Annotated in this window: 16 protein-coding genes; 4 read left to right on the top strand and 12 right to left on the bottom strand. The window is 61.6% G+C overall.

The genetic code is table 11. The annotated features are described in order from the left end of the window. The first annotated feature begins 55 nt into the window (after nucleotides 1-55). Nucleotides 56-790 carry a hypothetical protein gene (locus FBY21_RS12265; RefSeq protein WP_142011294.1) on the top strand — a complete coding sequence of 245 codons (735 nt, stop codon included), beginning with the start codon at nucleotides 56-58 and terminating at the stop codon, nucleotides 788-790. Between the two features lie 156 nt (nucleotides 791-946). After that, on the top strand, nucleotides 947-1,402 hold the full coding sequence (locus FBY21_RS12260; RefSeq protein WP_142011292.1) for a hypothetical protein: 456 nt from the start codon (nucleotides 947-949) through the stop codon (nucleotides 1,400-1,402). A gap of 13 nt (nucleotides 1,403-1,415) precedes the next feature. On the opposite strand, the gene FBY21_RS12255 is transcribed toward FBY21_RS12260, so the two are convergent. From FBY21_RS12255 to FBY21_RS12205, 11 genes are all read right to left on the bottom strand, one after another. Further along, a complete protein-coding gene (locus FBY21_RS12255; protein WP_253543717.1) occupies nucleotides 1,416-2,207 on the bottom strand; it encodes an ATP-grasp domain-containing protein in 792 nt (263 codons plus the stop codon). After that, complete coding sequence (locus tag FBY21_RS12250) at nucleotides 2,204-2,788, bottom strand: prolyl hydroxylase family protein (protein ID WP_142011290.1); 585 nt, start codon at nucleotides 2,786-2,788, stop codon at nucleotides 2,204-2,206. The genes FBY21_RS12255 and FBY21_RS12250 overlap by 4 nt, the downstream gene beginning before the upstream one ends. Nucleotides 2,789-2,917: 129 nt before the next feature. Then, nucleotides 2,918-4,969, bottom strand: a complete 2,052-nt coding sequence (locus FBY21_RS12245; protein ID WP_142011288.1) for a TonB-dependent receptor — start codon at nucleotides 4,967-4,969, stop codon at nucleotides 2,918-2,920. 206 nt (nucleotides 4,970-5,175) lie between these two features. Next, on the bottom strand, nucleotides 5,176-6,531 hold the full coding sequence (locus FBY21_RS12240; RefSeq protein WP_142011285.1) for a methyl-accepting chemotaxis protein: 1,356 nt from the start codon (nucleotides 6,529-6,531) through the stop codon (nucleotides 5,176-5,178). Nucleotides 6,532-6,556: 25 nt separating this feature from the next. After that, nucleotides 6,557-7,462, bottom strand: a complete 906-nt coding sequence (locus FBY21_RS12235) for a LysR family transcriptional regulator (RefSeq protein WP_142011283.1) — start codon at nucleotides 7,460-7,462, stop codon at nucleotides 6,557-6,559. Between the two features lie 1,402 nt (nucleotides 7,463-8,864). Beyond that, nucleotides 8,865-10,565: a sulfate adenylyltransferase gene (locus FBY21_RS12230; protein ID WP_142011281.1), complete on the bottom strand. Its 1,701-nt coding sequence runs from the start codon at nucleotides 10,563-10,565 to the stop codon at nucleotides 8,865-8,867. 325 nt (nucleotides 10,566-10,890) lie between these two features. Beyond that, nucleotides 10,891-11,382: a Bro-N domain-containing protein gene (locus tag FBY21_RS12225; RefSeq protein WP_236214390.1), complete on the bottom strand. Its 492-nt coding sequence runs from the start codon at nucleotides 11,380-11,382 to the stop codon at nucleotides 10,891-10,893. A gap of 367 nt (nucleotides 11,383-11,749) precedes the next feature. Then, nucleotides 11,750-12,589 (bottom strand): hypothetical protein, encoded by an 840-nt coding sequence (locus FBY21_RS12220; protein WP_142011279.1) that lies wholly within the window; start codon nucleotides 12,587-12,589, stop codon nucleotides 11,750-11,752. A gap of 127 nt (nucleotides 12,590-12,716) precedes the next feature. Beyond that, nucleotides 12,717-14,387, bottom strand: coding sequence for an AIPR family protein (locus tag FBY21_RS12215; protein ID WP_142011277.1), 1,671 nt, complete (start codon nucleotides 14,385-14,387; stop codon nucleotides 12,717-12,719). Nucleotides 14,388-14,512: 125 nt separating this feature from the next. Next, entirely contained in the window at nucleotides 14,513-15,757 is a 1,245-nt protein-coding gene (locus FBY21_RS12210; protein ID WP_044407281.1) for a ribonucleotide-diphosphate reductase subunit beta, read from the bottom strand. Nucleotides 15,758-16,072: 315 nt separating this feature from the next. Further along, a complete protein-coding gene (locus FBY21_RS12205; protein ID WP_142011274.1) occupies nucleotides 16,073-18,967 on the bottom strand; it encodes a ribonucleoside-diphosphate reductase subunit alpha in 2,895 nt (964 codons plus the stop codon). Between the two features lie 709 nt (nucleotides 18,968-19,676). Here FBY21_RS12205 and FBY21_RS12200 point away from each other — a divergent pair. Together FBY21_RS12200 and FBY21_RS12195 are read left to right on the top strand one after the other, a co-directional pair. Beyond that, on the top strand, nucleotides 19,677-20,399 hold the full coding sequence (locus FBY21_RS12200; protein ID WP_044407386.1) for a response regulator: 723 nt from the start codon (nucleotides 19,677-19,679) through the stop codon (nucleotides 20,397-20,399). Nucleotides 20,400-20,436: 37 nt separating this feature from the next. Next, on the top strand, nucleotides 20,437-22,053 hold the full coding sequence (locus tag FBY21_RS12195) for an ATP-binding protein (RefSeq protein WP_044407277.1): 1,617 nt from the start codon (nucleotides 20,437-20,439) through the stop codon (nucleotides 22,051-22,053). 1 nt (nucleotide 22,054) lies between these two features. Here FBY21_RS12195 and FBY21_RS12190 read toward each other — a convergent pair whose 3' ends face one another. Further along, nucleotides 22,055-22,777: a 4'-phosphopantetheinyl transferase gene (locus FBY21_RS12190; RefSeq protein ID WP_142011271.1), complete on the bottom strand. Its 723-nt coding sequence runs from the start codon at nucleotides 22,775-22,777 to the stop codon at nucleotides 22,055-22,057. Nucleotides 22,778-22,998 lie beyond the last annotated feature (221 nt).

Raw genomic sequence — 22,998 nt, 5'->3', positions numbered from 1 at the left:
GGCGCCGTTCTGGACGCTCTTTGTAATCAGGAAGACTCCCATGCGGAAAATGTTAATGAGCACCGTTGCCATGTGCGGCCTTTCGGCGTGCACGTACTTGGCACCTGTCCCACCCGTTGAGACCGAGGAACAGGCCTACGTCAGGCAAATGAAGGACAGCCTGCGCAAGCTCGGGTTGGCTGCTGCAGATGGGATGCTGGTGGGAAGTATCGAGTTGGTGCTGCATGTTGAGCCGCGAGGTGCACTTGTCAGTTGCCAAGCCAGGCCGCTTTCGAAGGCGAGAGCGGAATCGCCTCCATTCAACCCCAGGCTGGAAAAGCAGCTCTCTGCGATGTGCTGGGATATGATCCTGCCTCCGATTCCTCTCTCGCTGCTTCGCAAGGACGATGGGCCGACCCCCATCCATGCCCCCATGATCTTCCCGAGCGTTTCGCTCGATCAGCTCAAAGCACAAATGCGCTACACCGAGCGCTTCGCGCAGGACAACTACCTGTGGCACACGGTGTTCAAGGATGAGGCGATCGACTCCGTCGGGCGTGCATTCTTCCTCATCACTCCGGACGCGGAAGGCCAGCGGCAGACGTGCCGAGTCACGCTGGGGCCCCACCCAAACCAACCCTACGCGTTTCATCCCGATGAAGCGCTCCGCCAGCGCCTCGAACAACGCTGCGCGGCGCTCAAGCCTCACGACTTGCCCTTCTATCCTTCGCCGGAGGCGGGACCCAACTACACCGTCGAGGTCCGCTACATGCCGTGGAAGAAGAACATGACCAAGCGCTGGGGCGCTTGAAAAGACCGGGGCTCTGCGCGGGCTGTGTCGGAATCGACCGCCGTGGCGGGCAATTGCAAAGCCAGGTGGGGTTAGCGTTGGGATGCTTAGCCAATCGATTGCTCGATGCTTGCCGATCTACGTGGCGTCTTCTGTGAATACTCAAGGTCGCGCTCCATGAGCACCCACCGTTTCATCCTGGTCATGCCGGCCTCCGCCGACGCTACCTTCGAGGCCTTCCATAACCACCGCGTGCGGTTGCAGTGGGACACCTTGCTGGCCGTCGCGCATATGGAGACAGGCGACAGCCACCCCTCCATCGGCGCGGTGTCCTTCAACCGGGGCAAGGGCTGGAAGCGCCTGCTGGCAATGCGTACCCGCTTCGTGAACTACCAGCCGGGCAAGGTTGCAGCCGCCATGCTGGTGGAGCCAACCGGGTTGTTCGAGTCGTGGGCGGCGTCGATGCGTCATCGCGATCTCGACGGTGGGCGCTCCGAGCTGATCTACAGCTTCAGCCTGAAGCTGCGCCCGCGCTGGCTAGGGTGGCTGCTTGATCCGCTGGCCAATCGGGTATTCGCCTGGGAAGCCCGAAAGCGTTTTGCCGCGCTGGCGATTTTCCTGGCGAATCGGTAGGGCCGGTTTCCGCTCAACCCCGCGCTGACTGCAACATCGCCACGAAGCGATCAGCCGGCCATTGCTTGCGGTCGGAAACCTGCCCGTCGCCCAGCTCGACCAGGCGCAGGGCGCCGATTTCGGAGGCCACCAGGTCGACCGAGAAGAAGGGGCAGGGCACTCGCCGGGCGACTTCATGAACCAGTGCCGGGACCTCGCCGTTGCGCCCGAACGCGCGGCCGTCGAGGACGAAGTAACGCTCCTCCGTGTCCGGCTTCAGCGGTTCGAACTCCCTCAGGCACACGCCGCCTTCCAGGGCGCCCCGGTAGCGTTCGATGAGCGTGAGGATCTCGATCACTTCATCGGCGTTGCGGGCCACCGAGCCGCGTTGGGTGGTCAGCGATTTCACGTAGTCCTTGACGAAGCAGGCGGTCCAGCCGGTGTCGGCCAGTGCGGCGGCGAAGTCGGCCTCGCGGGGCAGCACCAGGGTGGCGGGGGTCAGGTCCCGGCAGTGCGGGTACCACTCGGGCAGGTGGTGGCAATGCCGATACTGCGCGGGGTCGGTCACTGCAATGGCGCCCTGGCTGGCGATGGCGTCGGTCAGATAGCGGTAGGTGTCCGGCGTCAGCATCCAGCCCCGGTACAGAACGCGAGCGCCTTCACCCAGGGCGGGCGTCGGCTTGAAGCGTTGCAGCTCCAGCTCTTCGCAGGAGAACAGCGAACAGGCGAGGCCGGCCGCTGTGGCCGCTGCGAACTCCTCGGCGAACGTCTCGTCCGGGACGCGCGGGTTATCAGGTGCGCATGGGTAAAGCAGGTGCATGGTCATGCCCCTCCTGTCGGGGTAGCCCCAGCTTCTATCCGCCGGTACATCACATCCGTGCGCAGCACGTACTTCACCCCGGCCGTTATCGGCGAGCCCTGGTGCATCACGCGGTGGGGGAAGACCAGGGCCATGCCGGTCTCGGGGCGGATGTCGGCTTCGTCGCGCAGTTGGGTGGCGCCGCCCTGGTAGTTGTCGTTGAGGTAGATGAGCAGGGTCAGCTGGCTGATCTCGCTGGGGCTGCGCTGGAAGGCGCCGTCCCGGTGCCATTTGAAGTACTGCTCCGGGGTGTAGCGGTAGAAGCGGAAGCGTTCGTTCAGGCCCACCAGTTGCCACTCGTTGTCCAGGCAGTCGGGCAGCCAGGGGCGGGCCCGTTCCAGCAGGCGCTGGGCCAGGGCCGGGTCGTCGAAGAGGATGCGGTCGTTGTTGCGAATGGCCTTGTTCATCGCCTGGCCGCCGTCGCGGGTCTGGATGGCGGCTTCTTCGTAGCCCAGGGCTTCGCTGGCGTGGATGTGGCCCTGGCATTCGTCGGGGCTGAGGAAGCCGTGGATGAGAAAGCGCATGCCGCCCAGGTCGGTCTTTTCCATGATCCGGTCCGTGGTTTCGTGGGAAAGGCCGGATGCTACGGCCGCGCCGGGCGGGCTGTCGAGGACGGCTTGCGCCCGGTGGGACGGGGTTCGCGGGCGAGGCAGGGCGGCTGCCACGCCCGCCTGGGGCTACAGCTTCAGGTTCAGCGACAGGTAGGCGGTGCGCCCCGGTGCGGGGGAGAACATCGGCTGGTCAGCACCGCCCCAGAAGAAGTTGTCGTACCAGACGTATTCGTACTGGCGGTCGGTGAGGTTCTTCACCTGCAGGTCCAGGCTGGTGGTGGGACTCAGCCGGTAGTTCACGCTGGCGTCCAGCAGCGCGTAGCCGCCGTACTTGCCCTGCCGGTTCAGCTCGTCGATGTAGTAGTCGCCCTGGGCGCGGGCCTGCAGGCCGAAGCGCCAGTCGTCGTTGAGCCGGTAGTCCGCCCCCAGGTTGGAGATGTGGCGCGGGGTGGAGAGCACCTCCTTGCCCGCCAGGGACTGGCCGCCGGCGGTGAAGGCGCTGACCACCTTGGCCTCCTGGATCGAGTGGGAGGCCCAGAGGCTCCAGTGCTCGTCGAGTTCGGCGGTCAGCTGCAGGTCGACGCCGCGCCGGCGGGTCTTGCCGAGGCCGACGGTGGTGCCGGTGCTGGGCATGTTGGCCACTTCGTCGGTGGCGTCCTGCTGCCACAGGGCGATGCGCGTTTCGGTGCCGTTGGCCGGGTTGAACCGCACGCCGACTTCCTTGCCGGTGTTGATGGAGGGCTTGAAGGCCTTCTGCCCGGCGGTGAGGTAGGCCGGCTCGCGGGAGCCGGTGAGGATCTGGAAGGTGCGGCCCCAGTTGGCGTAGACGTTCAGGTCCGGCGTGAGGCTATAGACCACGCTCAGCTTGGGCTGGCGGATCCAGCCGTAGTCCTGCAGGTCGGCCTTGATGCCGCCGGGCAGCTCGGTCTCGCCGGAGAAGCGGTCCAGGCGGTACGCCGGGATGATCTTCAACTGCTCGGTGGGCTGGATCACCGCCTGCACGTAGGTGCCGAAGTTATCCAGGGTGTAGGCGTCGTCGTTCTGGATGCGCGCCGGCGGGGCGTCGAAGTTCGTCGGCACGCTGTAGCTGTAGCGGTAACGACGGTACTCGTTGTCCTGGTGTTCGAGGTTGATGCCGCCGTCCAGGGTCAGCCAGTCGGTGCTCGCCCAGGTGAGGTTGCTCAGCAGGCCGGTCTGGCGTTCGTCCCACTGGCGGCGCTGGCGCGGTGCGTTGCCCACGGCGTAGGAGGTGAAGGTGACCTTGCGGTCGTCTTCGTAGCGGTTGTGGTAGAGCGTGTTGCTCAGGCTCAGGTCGTCGCGCAGTTGCCAGTCCAGGTGCAGCGCCAGCTGCTTCATGTCGCGGTCGTCGCCGTCGTTGGCGTTCTTCGCGGCGGAGTCGGTGCGGCTGGCCTTGAGTTCCTGGCGGGTGAGGAAGCCCGGCTCGTCGGCCTCGTGGTGGTAGAGGCGGGTCACCAGGCCGACCTTGAGCAGGCCCTCGTCGTCGGTGAAGAACCACTTGGCGCCGAGGGAGTACTTGTCCGATCTGTCGTGGTCGCGGAAGCCGTCGGAGTCCTGCTTGGCGAAGAAGTAGTTCTGCGCGAAGTTGCCCGACTCGCGGCCCACGGCCACCTGCAGTTCGCGGGTGTTGAAGCTGCCGTAGGTCAGCCGGCCGTCGCTGTAGTTGCCGCCCTGGCGGGTGACGAAGTTGATGTTGCCGCCGATGTTGTGCAGGCCGTAGCGCGGGTCGTTGGTGCCGCGCACCACCTCGATGTAGTCGATGTCGAGGGGGAAGACCATGTCGATGAAGCGCTGGTTGCCGCTGTTGACGTTGCTCGGCACGCCGTCGATCAGGGTCTTGATGCCGTTGATGTAGCCCTCGCCGTTGAAGGCGCGGAAGGTGGCCTTGCCCGACTCGGCGCCCTGGCGGGTCTCGGTCAGCTGGATGCCGGGCATCTGCCCCAGCAGCTCCCAGCTGTTCATCACGTTCTTTTCCTCCACCTTGTCGGCGCCCAGCACGTCCACCGAGGTCAGCACGCTGCTACCGGTCTGCAGGGGGCGCCCGGAGGAGGAGTCCACCCGGACTTCGCCGAGGGTCAGGGTGGATTCGCCAGCGGGCGCCGCTTCGGCGCCACCTGCCAGGGCGGCCAGCATGGCCAGGGGGGCAAGCTCGTTCTTCATCGTGTGTCCTTGCAACCGGGTCGGGAGGGCGCCCCGGCAGGTGAGCGGGACGGCAGCCAGCCCGACGCGGCCGCAAGGCCGGTCGACAGGGCGGGGAGGGGCTGCACGGAACCGCTCATGTCTCCGTGCCGGGGTCAGGGGTCGCAAATGTTATACCGTAACGTTTTGTCGCGTCATCCCCGGCGCGGATCCAAGCTTGCAGAGGTTCAGCGACCGGTGTGCCAGGTGCCGGTCTTCACCTCCGATTCATCCATCAAGCTGGCGAACATGCTGACGGCCCGTACCGCATCGTTGGTGCCTTGGCGGATCTGTTCGATCACGGTTCCCGCCTGGTCGGCCAGTGCCATGCCGGCTTCTGCCCGCAGGTGCGTGTTCTTCATGCTTTCCACCGCCTGGCGTGTCTCGGAGAGGATCATCCCGATCATCTCGGCGATCTCCGTCGTGGCGCTGCTGGTGCGCCCGGCCAACTGCCGCACCTCATCGGCTACCACGGCAAAGCCCCGGCCCTGGTCGCCAGCCCTGGCGGCTTCGATGGCAGCGTTCAGCGCCAGCAGGTTGGTCTGGTCGGCAATGCTGCGGATGGTGTTGACGATGGCAGTGATGCGCTCCGAGCGGGAGCCCAGTTGCTCGACGATGGTGGTGGAGGCGTTCACATCCTCGGCGATGCCTCGCATCTCCCGCGCCGCACTGTGGATGATCTCCGAGCCGTTCTCGGCCACCCGCTCGGTCTCCACCGAGATGTGATAAGCGGAGCTGGCGCTGCGCGAGTCCTGCTCGTACTTCTCCACCCGCTCGGTGATGTCGGCGGCGAACTTCACCACCTTCACCAACTCTCCCTGAGCGTTGAACACAGGGTTGTAGGTGGCCTCCAGCCACACGCTCGAACCGTTCTTGCGCAGGCGTTTGTACTGCCCTGACAGAAACTGCCCCTGGTTGAGTTGCGACCACAGGTCGCTGTACTCGGGACTGTGCACGTAGTTCGACTCGCAGAACATGCTGTGGCTTTTGCCGCGCACTTCCTGCAGCGAATAACCCATGGTGAGCAGGAACTTCTGATTGGCATCGATCACCTGGCCCTGGGGCGTGAACTCCACAATGGCGGTGGAGCGGTTGAGCGCCTTCAGCCGTGAGTGCACATCAGCATCGTGTTCGATTCGCGTCGTGATGTCGTAGGCGAGCTTGAGGATGCGGGTCAATTTGCCGTTACTGAAAACCGGGCTGTAGCAAGCCTCCAGCCAGACACTTCGGCCTTGGCTGTCCTGGCGTTGGAAGACACCTTTGACCAACTGTCCGCTGCGCAGAGTCGTCCACAGTTGTTCGTACTCTGGAGAGCGGACCAGCGTGGGCGAACAGAACATGCGGTGGTGTTTGCCTACGACTTCATCGAGTGAATAGTGGAAAAGCTCGAGGATGTTGGAGTTTGCCGTTATCACGGTGCCATCAGGTCGGAACTCGATCATCCCGGTTGCGCGATCAATCGCAGAGAGACTGTCCTCCGACTGCTCAAGCGTCTTGAGCAGTTCTGCGTAGATTTTCTTTGCTGATGTATTGAATCTGAACATGGCAAGACTCCCTGGGCTCCTAGCCTCAGTTATTGCAGGAGGACGATATATCCCGGTGGAGGGGCAGCGTGAGAGCGAGCATCTGGTCGAGTACGGCCCGCGCGCAGACTGACAATGAGCGGGAGCTTAGGTAGGAGATGTAGACCGACCGACCCGCCATCGACAGCTCAGGCAGTACTTGCACTAAGGCCCCGCTGTTCACATAGGGTCTGGCAAGTTTCACGGGGAGCAAACCAACGCCCATACCATTGCGTGTTGCTCGCATCAGCATCCCGCCAGAACGTGTCAACAATCGTTCCTGACGGGGCACATACACGGGAGTGCCATCCTGATCTTGCAGTACGCACTCCTTCAGGCTGCTATCGTGCAGAACTTCATGGTCAAGCAGGCTATCCGCATTAGCGGGGCGACCTTTCAGTTCTATGTAATCCGGTGTCGCAAACAGCTTGAGCTGTGTGTCGAAGAGTTTCCTGGTGACACAGTCGATGGATTTGAGTTCACCTGCATGGATCAAAAGATCAATGCCTTCACCAAAAAGATCCGGCTCCTGGTCATTGACCAAGTACTCGATTCTGATACCTGGGTTGGTCTTGTGCATGTTGAGTAGCGGGTGACTTTCTTCGCACTCGACAAAACTGCTGGGTAGTTGAACGCGAACTTTTCCCTTGAGTTCGAACTTTTCCCTCTGCACGGAAGAAAGCGCGATATTCAACTGATCGACACTGTCTTTGCAGGCGGCGTACAGGGACTCTCCATCGCATGTGCACCGCAGTGCTTTTGTTGATCGGAAGAACAACGTGGTACCCAGCCGCCTTTCAAAAGCCTGAATACGCCTGCTCAGTGTACTTGCCGGCATGTTTAGAGCCTTTCCCGCTTTCGCGAGACTTCCTGCACGAGCCAGTGTTACAAAAAGACCAACTTCACTTAGCATGACTATCTACACAAGGCTGTTTGCATTCCTTATTTCCGCGATGGCGGAAAATATGTTTTTGCTCCTCTTTGTTATTATGATTCTCCAGGGGTTTCGAATTATCGTGGGGCGTTCTCCCTTTTTGACTTTTAATTTTTTTTTGGTTTTTGACTGTCTTCTCAGGTAGGCCTTCTCAGGCTACGGCTGCAATCTAGCAAAAGAGAAATATGTGCGGAACCGTAAAAAACGGTGGGCTCTCTTTCATTTTTGCAATAGCTGTTATGTGCGGGGGGCTGATAAAACGACGCCAATCTTCTGGCGTAAGTTTTGTAAAGGGCGGCCCATGGAGGGGCATCCAAAGAATGCGTGCGAGGTCCTCCAGCGCAGGCCCATGTCATAGGCAAGAGTCCACTCCGCAGGGAGGGCTGGACGGCCGCTTTCGGATGAAGTGGATTGTCGTTTTGCTGCTCTGCCAAGTTGAGGCGAAACGGTGTGGTGTTGCGGTTTTCTTGTGGTTCTCCACAGCGTGGAAACCTATTGAATGAGGCCTTATTCCTAAACCGTAAACGCCGTATCTTCGATGCCGCTCTCAAATTGCAAGTTGTCCAAGTGATCAGGTAATAACCCTTGGAGTTGCCAAGCCCTGCCGAGATCTCGAACAGTGAGCAGTGGCTGTTTATCGTTTGCTTCGGCAGTACAAAGCACAACCGGGTATAAGCAATACCACTGACGCCGGAGCAGTAAATAGGCAGCACATTGGCAACTGCAACGAGGCAACGAGCGGCTGAAAGGCGACGGCCTTCTTTGCCTGAGAGCCGAAGTGATTGACCGGGCGCTTCACCGATCCACCGTTGCCATATTCGACGCCGGCCGGTGGATGGAAAGAGCGTCACCCACCCAACACCACGGGCGGGTCCGTAGGATGCGGTGAGCTGTGCGAACCGCATCGACTTCGGCGCTCGGGCGATGATGGGCTTCGCACAGCTCAGCCCATCCTGCGTTTGCGGCCATGCCCCGATTCGTAGGGGGAGCGGGCTTCGCCGGTGACACCACGGGCGGGTCCGTAGGATGCGGTGAGCTGTGCGAACCGCATCGACTCCGGCGCCCGGGCAATGATGGGCTTCGCACAGCTCAGCCCATCCTACGTTTGCTGCCATGCCCCGATTCGTAGGGAGGATCGCGCTTCGCCGGTGACACCACGGGCAAGTCCGTAGGATGCGGTGAGCTGTGCGAACCGCATCGACCCCGGCACTCGGGCAATGATGGGCTTCGCACAGCTCAGCCCATCCTACGTTTGCCGCCATGCCTTGATTCGAGGTTGGAGCGGGCTTCATCGATCCACCGCGTTGCCGCGTTCGATGCCGGTTGGTGGAGGGGGAAACACCCACGGCAGCCCGTGCAAGCGCTGCCGTGGGGTGTGGGGTCAGGCGTCGTCGGCGCCTCGGTAGCGGGGGTAGGGCAGGCTGTTCCAGGCGCGGTTGGCGAGGCGGGTGGCGTCCATTGCCGTGGGGATGTCGTCGAGCAGCGTGCGGGCGGCGCTCAGTTCCCGCTGCACTTCCGCCTGGTCCTGGTACATGAACTCGTCGGAGGCCTGCTCCGGCGCCTGCTTGAACTTCTCGTCCAGGTCATCCAGCAGGCGCCGCTGCTGTCGGTGCAGGGCGCCGCGCGCATCGTCCACCCAGGCCGGTTGCAGGCTGCGGTTGTGGTCCAGCAGGGCGGTGTATTCGCGGTAGACACCGTCGTAGACATCGCCGGTGTGGGTGCGCGCCTCGTGGCAGGCCAGTTCCAGGTCGCGCACGGTGAGGGCCTCCGCGTCCAGGGGCTGCTGTCGCGGTGCGCCGCCCAGGCGGGTGAAGCGGGTGTAGAAGGGGAACAGGCTCTGGATCACCTTGGCCACCGGCAGGGTGCCTTCGCCGTCGTCTCCCAGCCCCTTGGGCTGGATGCCCTGCATGGCCGCCAGGGCCGACTCCGGGCGTACCACCTCCTTGGGCGGCACCAGGCCGTGGCGCAGCATCTCGCGGATGCCGGTGCCGGAGATGTTCAGCCGGTAGCGCTCGTCGTGGGGGCAGGTTTCGGTCGTGGCGTGGCTGGCGCAGCGCACGCAGTAGAACACCTCGTGGAACAGGCGCACTTCGATGCCCAGCTCGTCCGGGGTGAACTGGTCGAAGATGCTGTGGCTGGCGTACTTGTCGTAGTAGCTGCCGATCCCCGCGTGGTCGCGGCCGATCAGCGCGTGGGTGCAGCCGTAGTTCTTCATGATCAGGGCGTGCAGCACCGTCTCCCGTGGGCCGGCGAAGATGTAGGTGACGCGCAGCGGCGAGAGCATGGCGCGGTCCTTCGGGTAGTAGGTCTCCAGCACGTTGCGGTAGGCCTGCATGCGGTACTCGTGGCGCACGTATTCACGCTTGGCCATTTCCACCAGCGGCTGCAGCAGCAGGCCGTCGATGCCTTCCAGGGCGTTGCGGTGGATGTATTCGTGGCCACGGTGCAGCGGGTTGGCGCCGGTGATGAAGCCGGCCACGGAGCGGAAGCCGCGCTCCTCGTAGAAGCGCTTCCAGGTGTCCCGGGGTTCCAGGCGCAACGATTCGAAGGGGCCCCAGTCGACCCGTTGCAGCAACTGCAGCGTGCCGCCCAGGGCGACGTCGCCCATGCGCCGGTGGATGGCGTCCACCCCGGGGTGGTTGCGGTCGGTGGTGCCGAACAGCTGGCGGGCGCGCTCTTCCTTGTCGTAATCGAAGATGTCCTCGATGGCGAGGATGGCCACCGGCTCGTTGCGGTTGTCGATCAGGGCCACTTCATCGCCCACCGCCAGGGCGGCGATCACCTCGCGGTTGCGCTCGCCCACCGGGGCGAAGCTCAGCGGCACCGGCCACACCACGCCGTTGGCCAGCCGGCCGCTGCCCAGCACCGACAGGTAGTCGGCCTGGTTCATGAAGCCCTTGTTGGGCGAGAGCACGCCGGTGGTGATCATCTCGATGGTGATCACCGCCTCCAGGTCGATGCGGATCGACGGCATGGCGCGTGCCCGCGCGATTTCTGCCTGGACCCGGTCGGCGGGCACCACCTGGTTGACCAGGGTTCCACCGTGGGGCTGCTGGGGGTAGCGATCGAAGGCGAGTTCCATGTTTCCTCCTGCTCGGCTCTGGCCCCGCTCGCTGGTCGCCTGAGCGTCGAACGGGTCGCACTGTGCCGTTTTGTTATGGGTAGGACATGGCCGGTCACTGCGGCCGTCCGGCCTGCCTGTGGGCGCACCGGACTGGCTGAACGGTAGGGGCCGGGGGCCAGGGCGGACAAGGACGTTGCCCTGTGGGGAAAGTCTGGAAGTTACCGGCGGAGTGTCTGCCGGGCGGGCTGGGTGTGGAGCGGGGGTGTGCAAGCGGGCGTTGGCCGTTTGCCGGGCGCACCCTGCGACGGCTCGGCTGCAGGGGCTTTGCGTGGGGCGCGGGGGCTTAGCCGATCACCCGTGCCGGTCGCTGCAGCAGGCGGTGGCATTCACTGGCATCCAGCCAGGTGCGGCCCTGCCAGTGCAGCACCTCCAGCGGGCGTTCCTGCCAGTGCAGCACGTCGCGGTAGGGGCGCAGGGCGTTCGGGTGGCGCTCTTCGCGCAGGCGGGGGATCACCTCGCGGCTGATCCAGCGGCGGATGCCGCCGTTCTCCGGGTGGTAGTAGAAGATCAGCAGCGCATAGACGCCGCAGTCGCTGACCAGCAGCTCGCGCTGGTACTCGCCCCTGCTGTCGCGCACCCAGGCCGGTTGCAGTTGGTCCGGGTCGAGGTTGCGGGGCGCGCGTTCGTCGAGCGGTACGCGGTTGATCAGCCGCGCCAGGTCGTTGAGGACGAACCAGGGCTCGTCGTCCAGCAGCAGCGCACGGAGCTGGCGGCGGTGGCGGGTGAACAGGGTGGGGATGAGGATCTCGTCGTGGAGCTGGGGTGAATCGGGCATGTCCATTACCTCTGCTAGGTCTTACAGCTTTCTCAGGGCTGTTGGCGTCGGGAGTTAAGAAACCCCACCTAGAGGGCCGGACGTATTTCCCTTTCGGGTCTTGTATTAGCCCACTCCCGACATACAGAGGTTTTGAGCGTGCGCGAGTGTGCCGCATGCACAAAAAAGCCGCTGAACTTTCGGGAGCGGTCAGGCCGCTAGGTGAGTAAGCGTTTCTTAGGCGCCGGGGACGGAGGCTATGGGCGAACCCGGAAAGTGGCAATGCAATTACAGTGTAGGAAAGGGCTGATCGGCTAACCGAAAACTGAGTGGTAGAGTTGAGTGAGTGGTGCTATTTGCTCCCTGCACTAATTGTTCTTAACGATTTTTAGGGTTTTTGATCTCTGTTTCTAGTTTCTGTTTTCGGAATTCTTATATGTGCTTTTTCGAATTGATGAAATTTTAATAATTGCTTGATGAATATGCTTGCTCTTCTAGGGTTTGTGTTGTCTGTATTGTCTGTGTTTTCAAAGAAGACTTCAATAAATAAAAGAAATACTAGAAGTAGGTAGCGTAGCAGTGTAAAGGAAAATATTATAAGTGCTGAAATTGTGACTGTAGTTGCTAGTAATTCTAAGGGCGTGACTCCCTCAAAGAAAATGAAAATATCATCAATTCTTGCTCCTCCTGCTATTGAAAAGGCTATTGTGCCCGCACAAATTCCCATTAGCATTGCTAGAGTTCGATTCTTGGAGTCGTTTGAAAATATTAGCCCTGCTAGGTGCTTTTTGCTTATTGCGAGACTAGATCTGTGTTTTTCTTGTAATGTGATTATCTTGTCAATTTCCTCCGCTATCTTTAAATAGGAAGTTTTGGGCGCTGCAAGGGTGGATTCTAACCATATTTCCTTGAGTTTTTCGATGTTTTCTTCTTTTGTGCTTAGCGCGGCTTGGCATCGCTTTATTACTGCTTGATCTCTAAGAAATTGCAGTCTAAACCAGCAGAGCATAGTTATTACTTCAAAGACTAAGATTACTAAAAGCCTTTCGCTTTGTTCTATTTCTATGAAGGGGGCTGATTTTTTTCTTATATACCAATATATAGATAGAAAAAATAACGAAGTTGATGCAAAGGATAGCCATGTCCAGAAGGATTTTATGGTTATTATGCCGGCATAGGATTCAAAATATTGGTGGTACCAATTGATGATTTTATTTGTATGGTTCATTGTGTGCGAGCTTGGTTGTCTGGTTCGTCAGGTAACAAAGGGGTGGATTGTTGGATGCAGAATTTTTGTTTTTGTGGGTTAAGGAACTGGTGGGTGAGAAAATTTCCACCAGTTCTGATTGTGTTGTTTATATTCCCTTGCAAACATTTTCAAGTTTAGGAACTTTTTTAAGATTTCTAACCTTGAAGTCTGATTTCCTTTCGATTTTTTGCAGGAATTTCATAGAGCGTAATGTGGATTTATACGAGCCAAACTCCTCTCCGTCACCATATGTGTCGACTGCTTGGGTGTAGAAGATCTCCACTGCAAGCTCCGCAATCTTACTAAGATGATTGGTTACAGCTTCGGTGTTTAGTTTTTCTAGTGTTATATGGGTAGAACTCAGGTCTGAGTGCTTTGAAAGAATGCTGTAGGCTATGAAAATTATCCAAAAAGTCGCAGCTACGGCAAATAGTCCAGTGCTTTCTTCATCATCACTATCGTTAAGCTGCTTGATCCTCGCTTGGTCGCATACAAGCCCAAGTCGCCATGCCAGTAGGACAGATTTTGCTTCAATATTAGGGTAAAAGATTTCGGAGTAAGGTTGGTCGAAGAGCTCCCCTTTATTGTTAATTGCTTGTATGAGTAGTGAGGGGTTTTGTGCAGCTAAGAACTGAGCAACACGATCAAGTTCGATTATGTTCTCTGATTTTCTTTTCCTGCTGCCAGACTGCTTGGGGGCGTAATCCATACCTATTTTGCTAAAGGCGGTGCGCAGCTTTTCCTGGGTTGAGTCCACTGCGCGGACTGTCCAGATTTTTATGGCGTTCTGAGAGTTATTGAAACGTACTACATCGTTCTTTACTGAGTCTTTCGCTGCTATGACTCTTACCAGAACTTTGGCGTCTGATCCAGCTTTGGCTTGTACAAGGCTATTTGTAGTTTGGCATCCATTGACAATGCTGAATCTTTTAAGTGTTAGTGTGTTGTCTTTTCCAATGGTGGGCTCGGCACTGTCTGTAATGATTGAGACGCCATTGTTTAGTGCCCAGAATAGCCCGGGTGTATCTTTTGCTGTCTTTATTATCTGTTCGTTAATCCCTCCCTTTCGGCTGCCGAGGAATAAACGGACGTTTCCTGCGAAAAGCTTGTTTTTATGCTCTACGTAAAGTCTTGTAAGTTCATCTGCTGATACGCTGCCGATCCAGGCTCTACCATACTTGCCTTGATCTTGAATATAGTTTCCTGTGAATGTGATTGTATCGCTAGCAATGCCTGCTTCGGAGTCTACTAGTGTTTCGTAATCAGATATGATTTTTTGCTGGCTTTGATAAAAGAAGTGATATCCCTTAGAGCTGAATGATTTTTTTGTTGGGGGGATAGCTTTGTCGATTTTCTCATTGCTTAGCCCAAGACTTATAAGGCCAAAAGCCACTGTATATCCATCGTAATCATTTTTTACCTTGTCAATGTGGTCTGCAAGGTCTGACTTTCCAATCTTTCTTAGCGAGCTGGTGTCCTCGAAGAACGGAACGGCGGCGACCAGTCCATCCCATTTGTCTTTTGTTGTGATTTTTTTGTGGTTGTCACCACAGTGGCCTTGGAGGATATAAATTGTACGATTTGACTCGTCGGCAAATATAAGGTCTAGACCATTGTCGTTGCCGCCATCCATCGATGCAGATTCAAGTGCTTCATCTTCATCTAGATCATGGAAGTTTATGGCGTACCATGCGGTAAAAGCTTTGTGGTTAGATATTTTTGCGCGAGAGGCAAGCTCATGAATTGAGATTTTTGCGTCATCTAATATTTTGGACATCTATCAAAGCCCCATAAATAAAATAAAAAACCCCGCACAAAGGCGGGGTTTCGTCTTTCTTCGCTACCCCGAAAATCCGTATCAGGTTGAAGCGTTTCAAGTAGTCCTAATGGTTCGACCCGGAATCAATCCCAGCTCAGCGCACCACCGGTCTGATACTCGATCACACGGGTCTCGAAGAAGTTCTTCTCTTTCTTCAGGTCCATGATTTCGCTCATCCAGGGGAACGGGTTGGTGGTGCCCGGGTATTCCTCTTTCAGGCCGATCTGGGTCAGGCGGCGGTTGGCGATGAACTTGAGGTAGTCCTCCATCATCGCGGCGTTCATGCCCAGTACGCCGCGCGGCATGGTGTCGCGTGCGTATTCGATCTCGAGCTGGGTGCCCTGGAGGATCATCTGGGTGGCTTCGTCCTTCATCTGGGCATCCCACAGGTGCGGGTTCTCGATCTTGATCTGGTTGATCACGTCGATGCCGAAGTTCAGGTGCATGGATTCGTCGCGCAGGATGTACTGGAACTGCTCGGCGGTGCCGGTCATCTTGTTGCGGCGGCCCATGGAGAGGATCTGGGTGAAGCCGCAGTAGAAGAAGATGCCTTCCAGTACGCAGTAGTAGGCGATCAGGTTGCGCAGGAACTGGCGGTCGGTTTCCGGGGTACCGGTGTTGAACTGCGGATCGGAGATGGAGCGGGTGTACTTGAGGCCCCAGGAGGCCTTTTTCGCGACGCTCGGAATCTCGTGGTACATGTTGAAGATCTCGCCTTCATCCATGCCCAGGGACTCGATGCAGTACTGGTAGGCGTGGGTGTGGATCGCCTCTTCGAAGGCCTGGCGCAGGATGTACTGGCGGCATTCGGGGTTGGTGATCAGGCGGTACACGGCCAGTACCAGGTTGTTGGCAACCAGGGAGTCGGCGGTGGAGAAGAAGCCGAGGTTGCGCATGACGATGCGGCGCTCGTCTTCGCTGAGGCCGTCCTTGCTCTTCCACAGGGCAATGTCGGCGTTCATGTTCACTTCCTGGGGCATCCAGTGGTTGGCGCAGCCATCCAGGTACTTCTGCCAGGCCCAGTCGTACTTGAAGGGTACGAGCTGGTTGAGGTCGGCACGGGCGTTGATCATCTGCTTGTCGCCGACCTGTACGCGCGCGGAGGCGCCTTCGAGGTCGTCCAGGCCTTCCTGGATGTCGAGGGCGTCGAGGGCCTTCTTGGCGCGGGCGACGGCGTCGGAGTCGTCAGCCGATACGGCGCGGGCGTCCTGCACGGAGCCGGCGGCTTCGTCGTCGAGCTTGTCGGCGTTCTGCGCGGCCTGGGCAACGGCGGGCGCGGCCTTGGCTTCGGTGGGGTCTTCTTTGTCGAATTCGTCCCAGCTGAGCATGTTTCCTCTCCTGGTGTCTGGATGCGTGAAAGTGGGTTGCACGCTAAAGCGATCATCTGGCCGGCGGTGCTTTGCCTGGCCTGCACGCCCGGTTTGTGGACGTGCTGTTCGGATTCGGTACTGCTTGAGGTTTCCCTCTTTACCCGTCCCCTTCTCCCGCTGGCGGGAGAGGGGAGGGCTGGCTGCGGGCGCGCCGCAGTTTCCGGCGTGAGTCAGCGCTAGGCGGACACTTGGCCGGAGCCCCTGAGCGTACGTCCGTACGTGATGGGGTCCGGCCGAGTGGCCAACAACGCGATGGCCGCGCCGGGGACTGCGTTACTGGCAGGCTTCGCAGTCGGGGTTGTCGATGCTGCAAGCCTTCGGCACCGGCGCCGGCTGCGGCGCGGCGGCCGGGGCAGCCTGCAGGCCTTCGTCGATCACCGAGCTGACGGCGTTGAGCTTGCCGGTGTTGATGGTGGACTTCTCGGTGCTGGTGGCGGCCAGGGCACGGAGGTAGTAGGTGGTCTTCAGGCCACGGTACCAAGCCATGCGGTAGGTCACGTCCAGCTTCTTGCCGGAGGCGCCGGCGATGTAGAGGTTCAGGGACTGGGCCTGATCGATCCACTTCTGGCGGCGGCTGGCGGCGTCGACGATCCACTTGGTCTCGACTTCGAAGGCGGTGGCGTACAGGTCTTTCAGGTCTTGCGGGATGCGCTCGATCTGCTGCACGGAGCCGTCGTAGTACTTCAGGTCGTTGACCATGACCGGGTCCCACAGGCCGCGGGCCTTGAGGTCGCGTACCAGGTAGGGGTTGATCACGGTGAACTCGCCGGAGAGGTTCGATTTCACGTACAGGTTCTGGTAGGTCGGCTCGATGGACTGCGATACGCCGGTGATGTTGGCGATGGTCGCGGTCGGGGCGATGGCCATGATGTTCGAGTTGCGGATGCCTTTCTTGACGCGCTCGCGCACCGGGGCCCAGTCGAGGGACTCGGTCAGGTCGACGTCGATGTACTTCTGGCCACGGGCTTCGATGAGGATCTGCTGGGAGTCCAGCGGCAGGATGCCCTTGGACCACAGGGAGCCGTCGAAGGTCTCGTAGGCGCCGCGCTCGTCGGCCAGGTCACAGGAGGCCTGGATGGCGAAGTAGCTCACCGCTTCCATGGACTTGTCGGCGAACTCGATGGCCGCGTCGGAGCCGTAGGCGATGTGCTGCAGGTACAGGGCGTCCTGGAAGCCCATGATGCCGAGGCCTACCGGGCGGTGCTTGAGGTTCGAGTTGCGAGCCTGCGGGACCGAGTAGTAGTTGATGTCGATGACGTTATCGAGCATGCGCACGGCGGTCTTCACGGTCTTCTGCAGCTTGGCTGTGTCCAGCTTGCCGTCGACGATGTGGTTGACCAGGTTGATCGAGCCCAGGTTGCAGACGGCGATTTCGTCGGCATTGGTGTTCAGGGTGATCTCGGTGCACAGGTTCGAGCTGTGGACGACGCCCACGTGCTGCTGCGGGCTGCGCAGGTTGCACGGGTCCTTGAAGGTCAGCCACGGGTGGCCGGTCTCGAACAGCATGGAGAGCATCTTGCGCCACAGGTCCTTGGCCTGGACGACCTTGAACACCTTGATCTTGTTGTACTCGGTCAGGGCTTCGTAATACTCGTAGCGCTCTTCGAAGGCCTTGCCGGTCAGGTCGTGCAGGTCCGGCACTTCGGACGGGGAGAACAGGGTCCACTTGCCGTCGTCGAAGACGCGCTTCATGAACAGGTCCGGAATCCAGTTCGCGGTGTTCATGTCGTGGGTGCGGCGACGGTCGTCACCGGTGTTCTTGCGCAGTTCGAGGAATTCCTCGATGTCCAGGTGCCAGGTTTCCAGGTAGGCGCAGACGGCGCCCTTGCGCTTGCCGCCCTGGTTCACGGCCACGGCGGTGTCGTTGACCACTTTCAGGAAGGGGACGACGCCCTGGGACTTGCCGTTGGTGCCCTTGATGTAGGAGCCCAGCGCGCGCACCGGGGTCCAGTCGTTGCCCAGGCCACCGGCGAATTTCGACAGCATGGCGTTGTCGTGGATCGCGTTGTAGATGCCCGACAGGTCGTCCGGCACGGTGGTCAGGTAGCAGGACGACAGCTGCGGACGCAGGGTGCCGGCGTTGAACAGGGTCGGGGTCGACGACATGTAGTCGAACGAGGAGAGCAGGTTGTAGAACTCGATGGCGCGGGCTTCACGGTCCTTCTCTTCGATGGCCAGGCCCATGGCCACGCGCATGAAGAAGACCTGCGGCAGTTCGAAGCGGATGCCGTCCTTGTGGATGAAGTAGCGGTCGTACAGGGTCTGCAGGCCGAGGTAGGTGAACTGCTGGTCGCGCTCGTGGTTGATCGCGGCGCCCAGCTTGGCCAGGTCGAATTCCTTGAGCTTGCTGTCGATCAGCTCGAACTCGGAGCCTTTCTCGACGTAGGCGGCCAGGGCCTTGGCGTACAGGTCGGCCATCTCGTGGTGAGTGGCGCTTTCGGCAACGCCGAGGAAGCCCAGGGCTTCGGCGCGCAGGGTGTCCATCAGCAGGCGGGCGGTGACGTAGGAGTAGTTCGGCTCACGTTCCACCAGGGTACGGGCGGTCATCACCAGGGCGGTGTTGACGTCCTTCTCGGCCACGCCGTCGTACAGGTTCTTCAGGGTTTCGCGCTCGATCAGGGCGCCGTCCACCTCGGCCAGGCCTTCGCAGGCTTCGCGGATGATGGTCTGCAGGCGGCCCATGTCCAGCGGCTGGACGCTGCCGTCGGCCTTGGTGATGCGGATGCTCGGGTGCGGCACGGCAACGTCGCTGGCGGCGGCGCCACGCTTGGCGCGCTCCTGGGCGCGGGCTTCGCGGTAGAGCACGTAGTCACGGGCGACCTTCTGTTCGCCGGCGCGCATCAGGCTCAGTTCGACCTGGTCCTGGATTTCTTCGATGTGGATGGTGCCGCCGGAGGGCATGCGACGCTTGAAGGTCGCGGTGACCTGCTCGGTCAGGCGGGCAACGGTTTCATGGATGCGGGAAGAAGCAGCGGCAGTACCGCCTTCCACGGCGAGGAACGCCTTGGTGATGGCAACGGTGATCTTGTCATCGGTGTAGGGGACGACGGTGCCGTTGCGTTTGATCACGCGCAGCTGGCCGGGAGCGGTGGCGGCCAGGTCCTGGGCGGAGTCGGCTGCCAGCGGCGCGTTGGCCTGCGGGTTCTCGCGAGTGGTGTCGGTCTGCATGGGGGTCTCCATGTTCGTATAGGTCTGGTTGGGCGCCGGGGCACCCGTTATTCCGTTACAAAGCTCGCCGCGCCGGCCAGGGCCGGGCGGTGGGTACTACAAGGCAGAGAGGTCGGACTCAGGTGCCTCCCTGGCCCTACAAAGTCTAGGGTCGCCGTGTTAAGGCACGACGACTGAAACACAATACCTAGTGGTGCGGCCTGCTCCGGCTGCGCACCGCTTCCGGTGGCGGTCACGTCTTGCGCGTCTCGCCCCGGCACCGTCTGCCGGGGCAGCGCGGTGGGTTGGACTCTCGATGGATCACCGGGTTCGAATGCACGGAAAAGGCTCTTCGGGACTTGATTCTGGTTGTGCCTGGTGATCTAGCAAAACCCCAATATGTAGGGGTGCTGCGCGATGGGGGTACAAGATAATGCGCTGTCTGGGCTATTGCAAGGCGAGGGGTACTGAACAAGCTGTGGATAAGTTGTGGGTGCGCTGTGCGCGGCGGCCGGCGGGCGCCGGGTAGGCCTTGGGCGGCGTGGGGTACGCCGTTCGTCGTCACTTCGCAGGCCTTTTCAGGGGCGATCCGAGGATGCCGACGGGTGCGCAAGCTAACACAATATGTAGTGTTTTTCCGCTGTTCTGGCATGCGCTGTGCAGAACGGCCGGCATTGCTACAATCCGCGCGTTTTTCCTGGCCCTCGCGGCGCTGGAGTGGGAGTAGGTGGTGGAACAAGAAGCCTGGCGCATCCTCATTGTCGAAGACGACCAGCGACTGGCCGAGCTGACCCGTGAATACCTGGAAGGCAACGGCCTGCGGGTGTCCATCGAGTCGGACGGCGGCCAGGCGGTGGCGCGCATCCTGGCGGAACGCCCGGACCTGGTGATCCTGGACCTGATGCTGCCGGGTGAGGATGGCCTGTCCATCTGCCGCAAGGTACGGGGGCGCTACGACGGCCCGATCCTGATGCTCACCGCGCGCACCGACGACATGGACCAGGTGCTGGGCCTGGAGATGGGCGCCGACGACTACGTGTGCAAGCCGGTGCGCCCGCGCGTGCTGCTGGCGCGCATCCGTGCCCTGCTGAGGCGCAGCGAGGGCGTGACCGACAGCGTGGAAGACACCCCGCGGCGCCTGGAATTCGGCAGCCTGGTGATCGACAACGCCATGCGCGAGGCCTGGCTCAGCGAGCGCAGCATCGAGCTGACCAGCGCCGAGTTCGACCTGCTCTGGCTGCTGGCGGTGAACGCCGGGCGCATCCTCTCCCGCGAGGAGATCTTCAATGCCCTGCGCGGCATCGAGTACGACGGCCAGGACCGCTCCATCGACGTGCGCATCTCGCGCATCCGCCCCAAGATCGGCGACGACCCGATGCACCCGCGCCTGATCAAGACGGTGCGCAGCAAGGGCTACCTGTTCGTCGGCGAGGCGGCCGACGGCCAGCCATGACCCGCGCCGCCCGCTCGGCCGTGGCCTGGGGGCGGCCATGAACTCCATCTTCCTGCGCATCTACGGCGGCCTGCTGGCCACGCTGGTGCTGGTGGCCCTGCTGGGGGTGTTCACCCTGCACCAGGTCAACGAGGTGCGCGCCGACCGCTACCGGGAAAGCCTGGCGCGCGGCACCTTCCGCCTGATGTCCGACAACCTCGAACCCATGACCCAGGTGGAACGCCGCCGCGCCCTGGTGCTGTGGAGCCGCCTGCTGGGCATCCCCCTGGCGCTGCAGGACCTGGACGAGGACCGCCTCGACAGCGGCGTGCGTTCCCGCGTGTTGCGCCGCCAGGTGATGGTGGAGCAGACCGGCCCCCACGCCGCCAAGGTCTACAGCCTGGTGAGCGAAAAGGACCACCTGGTGCTCACCGGCGAGGTGCAGCAGATCAGCGAGCAGCTGGCCCGGGCCACCGTCTACCTGTTGATCGACGAGCTGGTGCGCTACCCGGTCAACGAACAGCCGCAGCGCCTGGCCGCCCTGAAGGAGAGCAAGCAGTTCGGCTTCGACCTGCATCTGGTGACCCTGGAGAACGCCGACCTCGACGAAGACCAGCGGCGCCGGGTGGACGAGGGCGACACGGTGATGGCCCTGGGCAAGGGCGGCGACTCCATCCGCATCTTCGCCGGCATCGTCGACACGCCCTGGGTGCTGGAGATCGGCCCGCTGGTGCTGATGAACCCCTACCCGCCGGAGCTGCTGATCCTCATCGGCGTGCTCGGGCTGAGCCTGATCGGCCTCACCATCTACCTGCTGGTGCGCCAGCTGGAGCGGCGCCTGCTGGGGCTGGAGGCGGCGGCCACGCGCATCGCCCACGGCAAGCTGGACGCCCGCGTACCGGCTCGTGGCGCGGACTCGGTGGGGCGCCTGGCGGCCGCCTTCAACGGCATGGCCGAGCAGTTGCAGCAGTTGCTCTCGGTGCAGCGCGAGCTGGTGCGGGCGGTGTCCCACGAACTGCGCACGCCAGTGGCGCGGCTGCGCTTCGGCCTGGAGATGATCGCCGACGCCGAGACCGACACCGCGCGGCGCAAGTACATGGAGGGCATGGACGGCGACATCCAGGAACTCGACAAGCTGGTGGACGAGATGCTGACCTACGCCCGCCTGGAGCAGGGCACGCCGGCGCTGAACTTCCAGCGGGTCGACCTGGATGCGCTGATGGAGCAGGTGATCGCCGAGCTGGCGCCGCTGCGCCCGGCCATCCGCGTCGAGCGCGGCCACGCCTTCGGCCGTGTCGAGGAGGGCGCCTGGGTGGAGGCCGAGCCGCGCTACCTGCACCGGGCCCTGCAGAACCTGGTGAGCAACGCCATGCGCCATGCTGAGTCGCGGGTGCGCCTGAGTTTCCAGATCGGCGAAGCGCTGTGCCGCATCGACGTGGAGGACGACGGCCCCGGCGTGCCGGAAAGCGCCTGGGAACGCATCTTCACCCCCTTCCTGCGGCTGGACGACAGCCGCACCCGCGCCTCCGGCGGGCATGGCCTGGGCCTTTCCATCGTCCGGCGCATCATCTATTGGCACAGCGGGCGGGCGCAGATCGGCCGCAGCGAAGCCCTGGGCGGCGCGCAGTTCAGCCTGGTCTGGCCGTGCCGGCAGGGCGAACGCCTGCCTTCCTGAGTCAGCGCACCGCCACCAGGGTCAGCAGGCGGTCCGGGTAGTGGCGCACCTGCCCCTGCAGCTCGCGGCCCTGGTGCCATTCGGCGGACAGGTCGATCAACAGGCGCAGCTGCACGCGGTGGCCGTCCACCGCCAGCACTTCCGCATCATGGAAATAGAAGCGCACCCCCACCAGCGGGTAGAGCGCCTTGAACAGGCTCTCCTTGATGGAGAAGGTCAGGGTCACCCGCTCGGCCCTGGCCTCCAGCGGCAGGGCGTCGAGCCGTTGCAGCTCGGCCTCGGTGAGGATCTCCCCGGCCAGGCGCAGGGCGCGCTCGGGCTCCAGGCGCTGCTCCAGGTCCAGCCCCAGGCCGCGCCATGCCTCGGCACGGGCCACCACGCTGGCCGCCTGGCCGGTGCCGTGGGTGATGGAGCCGACGATGCCGGCCGGCCACACCGGTGCCCGGTCCTCGCCGGTGGCGGGCACCTCGGCCTGCCCGGTGAGCGCCTGCAAGGTCGCCCGCGCGCAGAGCCGCCCGGCCAGGTACTCCGCACGGCGCTTGGCCACCGAGCGCTGGATGCTCGGCGTGGTGGGGATGTTGCAGCGGGCGAAGTCGCCATCGTCGAGGGTCGCCGGGTCGAAGCGGCAGCTGTGGAAACCCACGCCCTCCAGCGCCTCGGCGAAGGGCCAGGCGGCATCGGGCTGGGTGCAGAAAGGGGGCAGGGTCAGGTTCATGGCGCGCATTCTGCCGCGCCGGTGGGGCGGCCGACCAGACGCTGGCTCGGTTACATATGTTTGCAATCGGGTTACCAAAGCTAAACGGATCGTCCAGTCGGCTTTTGCCAGACTAGCTGTGCGTTTCTTCTGGAACGCAGGTGAGGTTGTAGCCTGGGGCCGTTATCGGCCCCGGCGTTTTCTCTGAATCGAGAACGGGAGCCCTGTGGCTCCCGTTTTTTTTGCTTTGG

It is taken from the genome of Pseudomonas sp. SLBN-26 (assembly GCF_006715895.1).
GTDB lineage: Bacteria > Pseudomonadota > Gammaproteobacteria > Pseudomonadales > Pseudomonadaceae > Metapseudomonas > Metapseudomonas otitidis.
The sequence above is the reverse complement of the archived record's forward strand: the minus strand, read 5'-3'. Positions and strand labels throughout refer to the sequence as shown.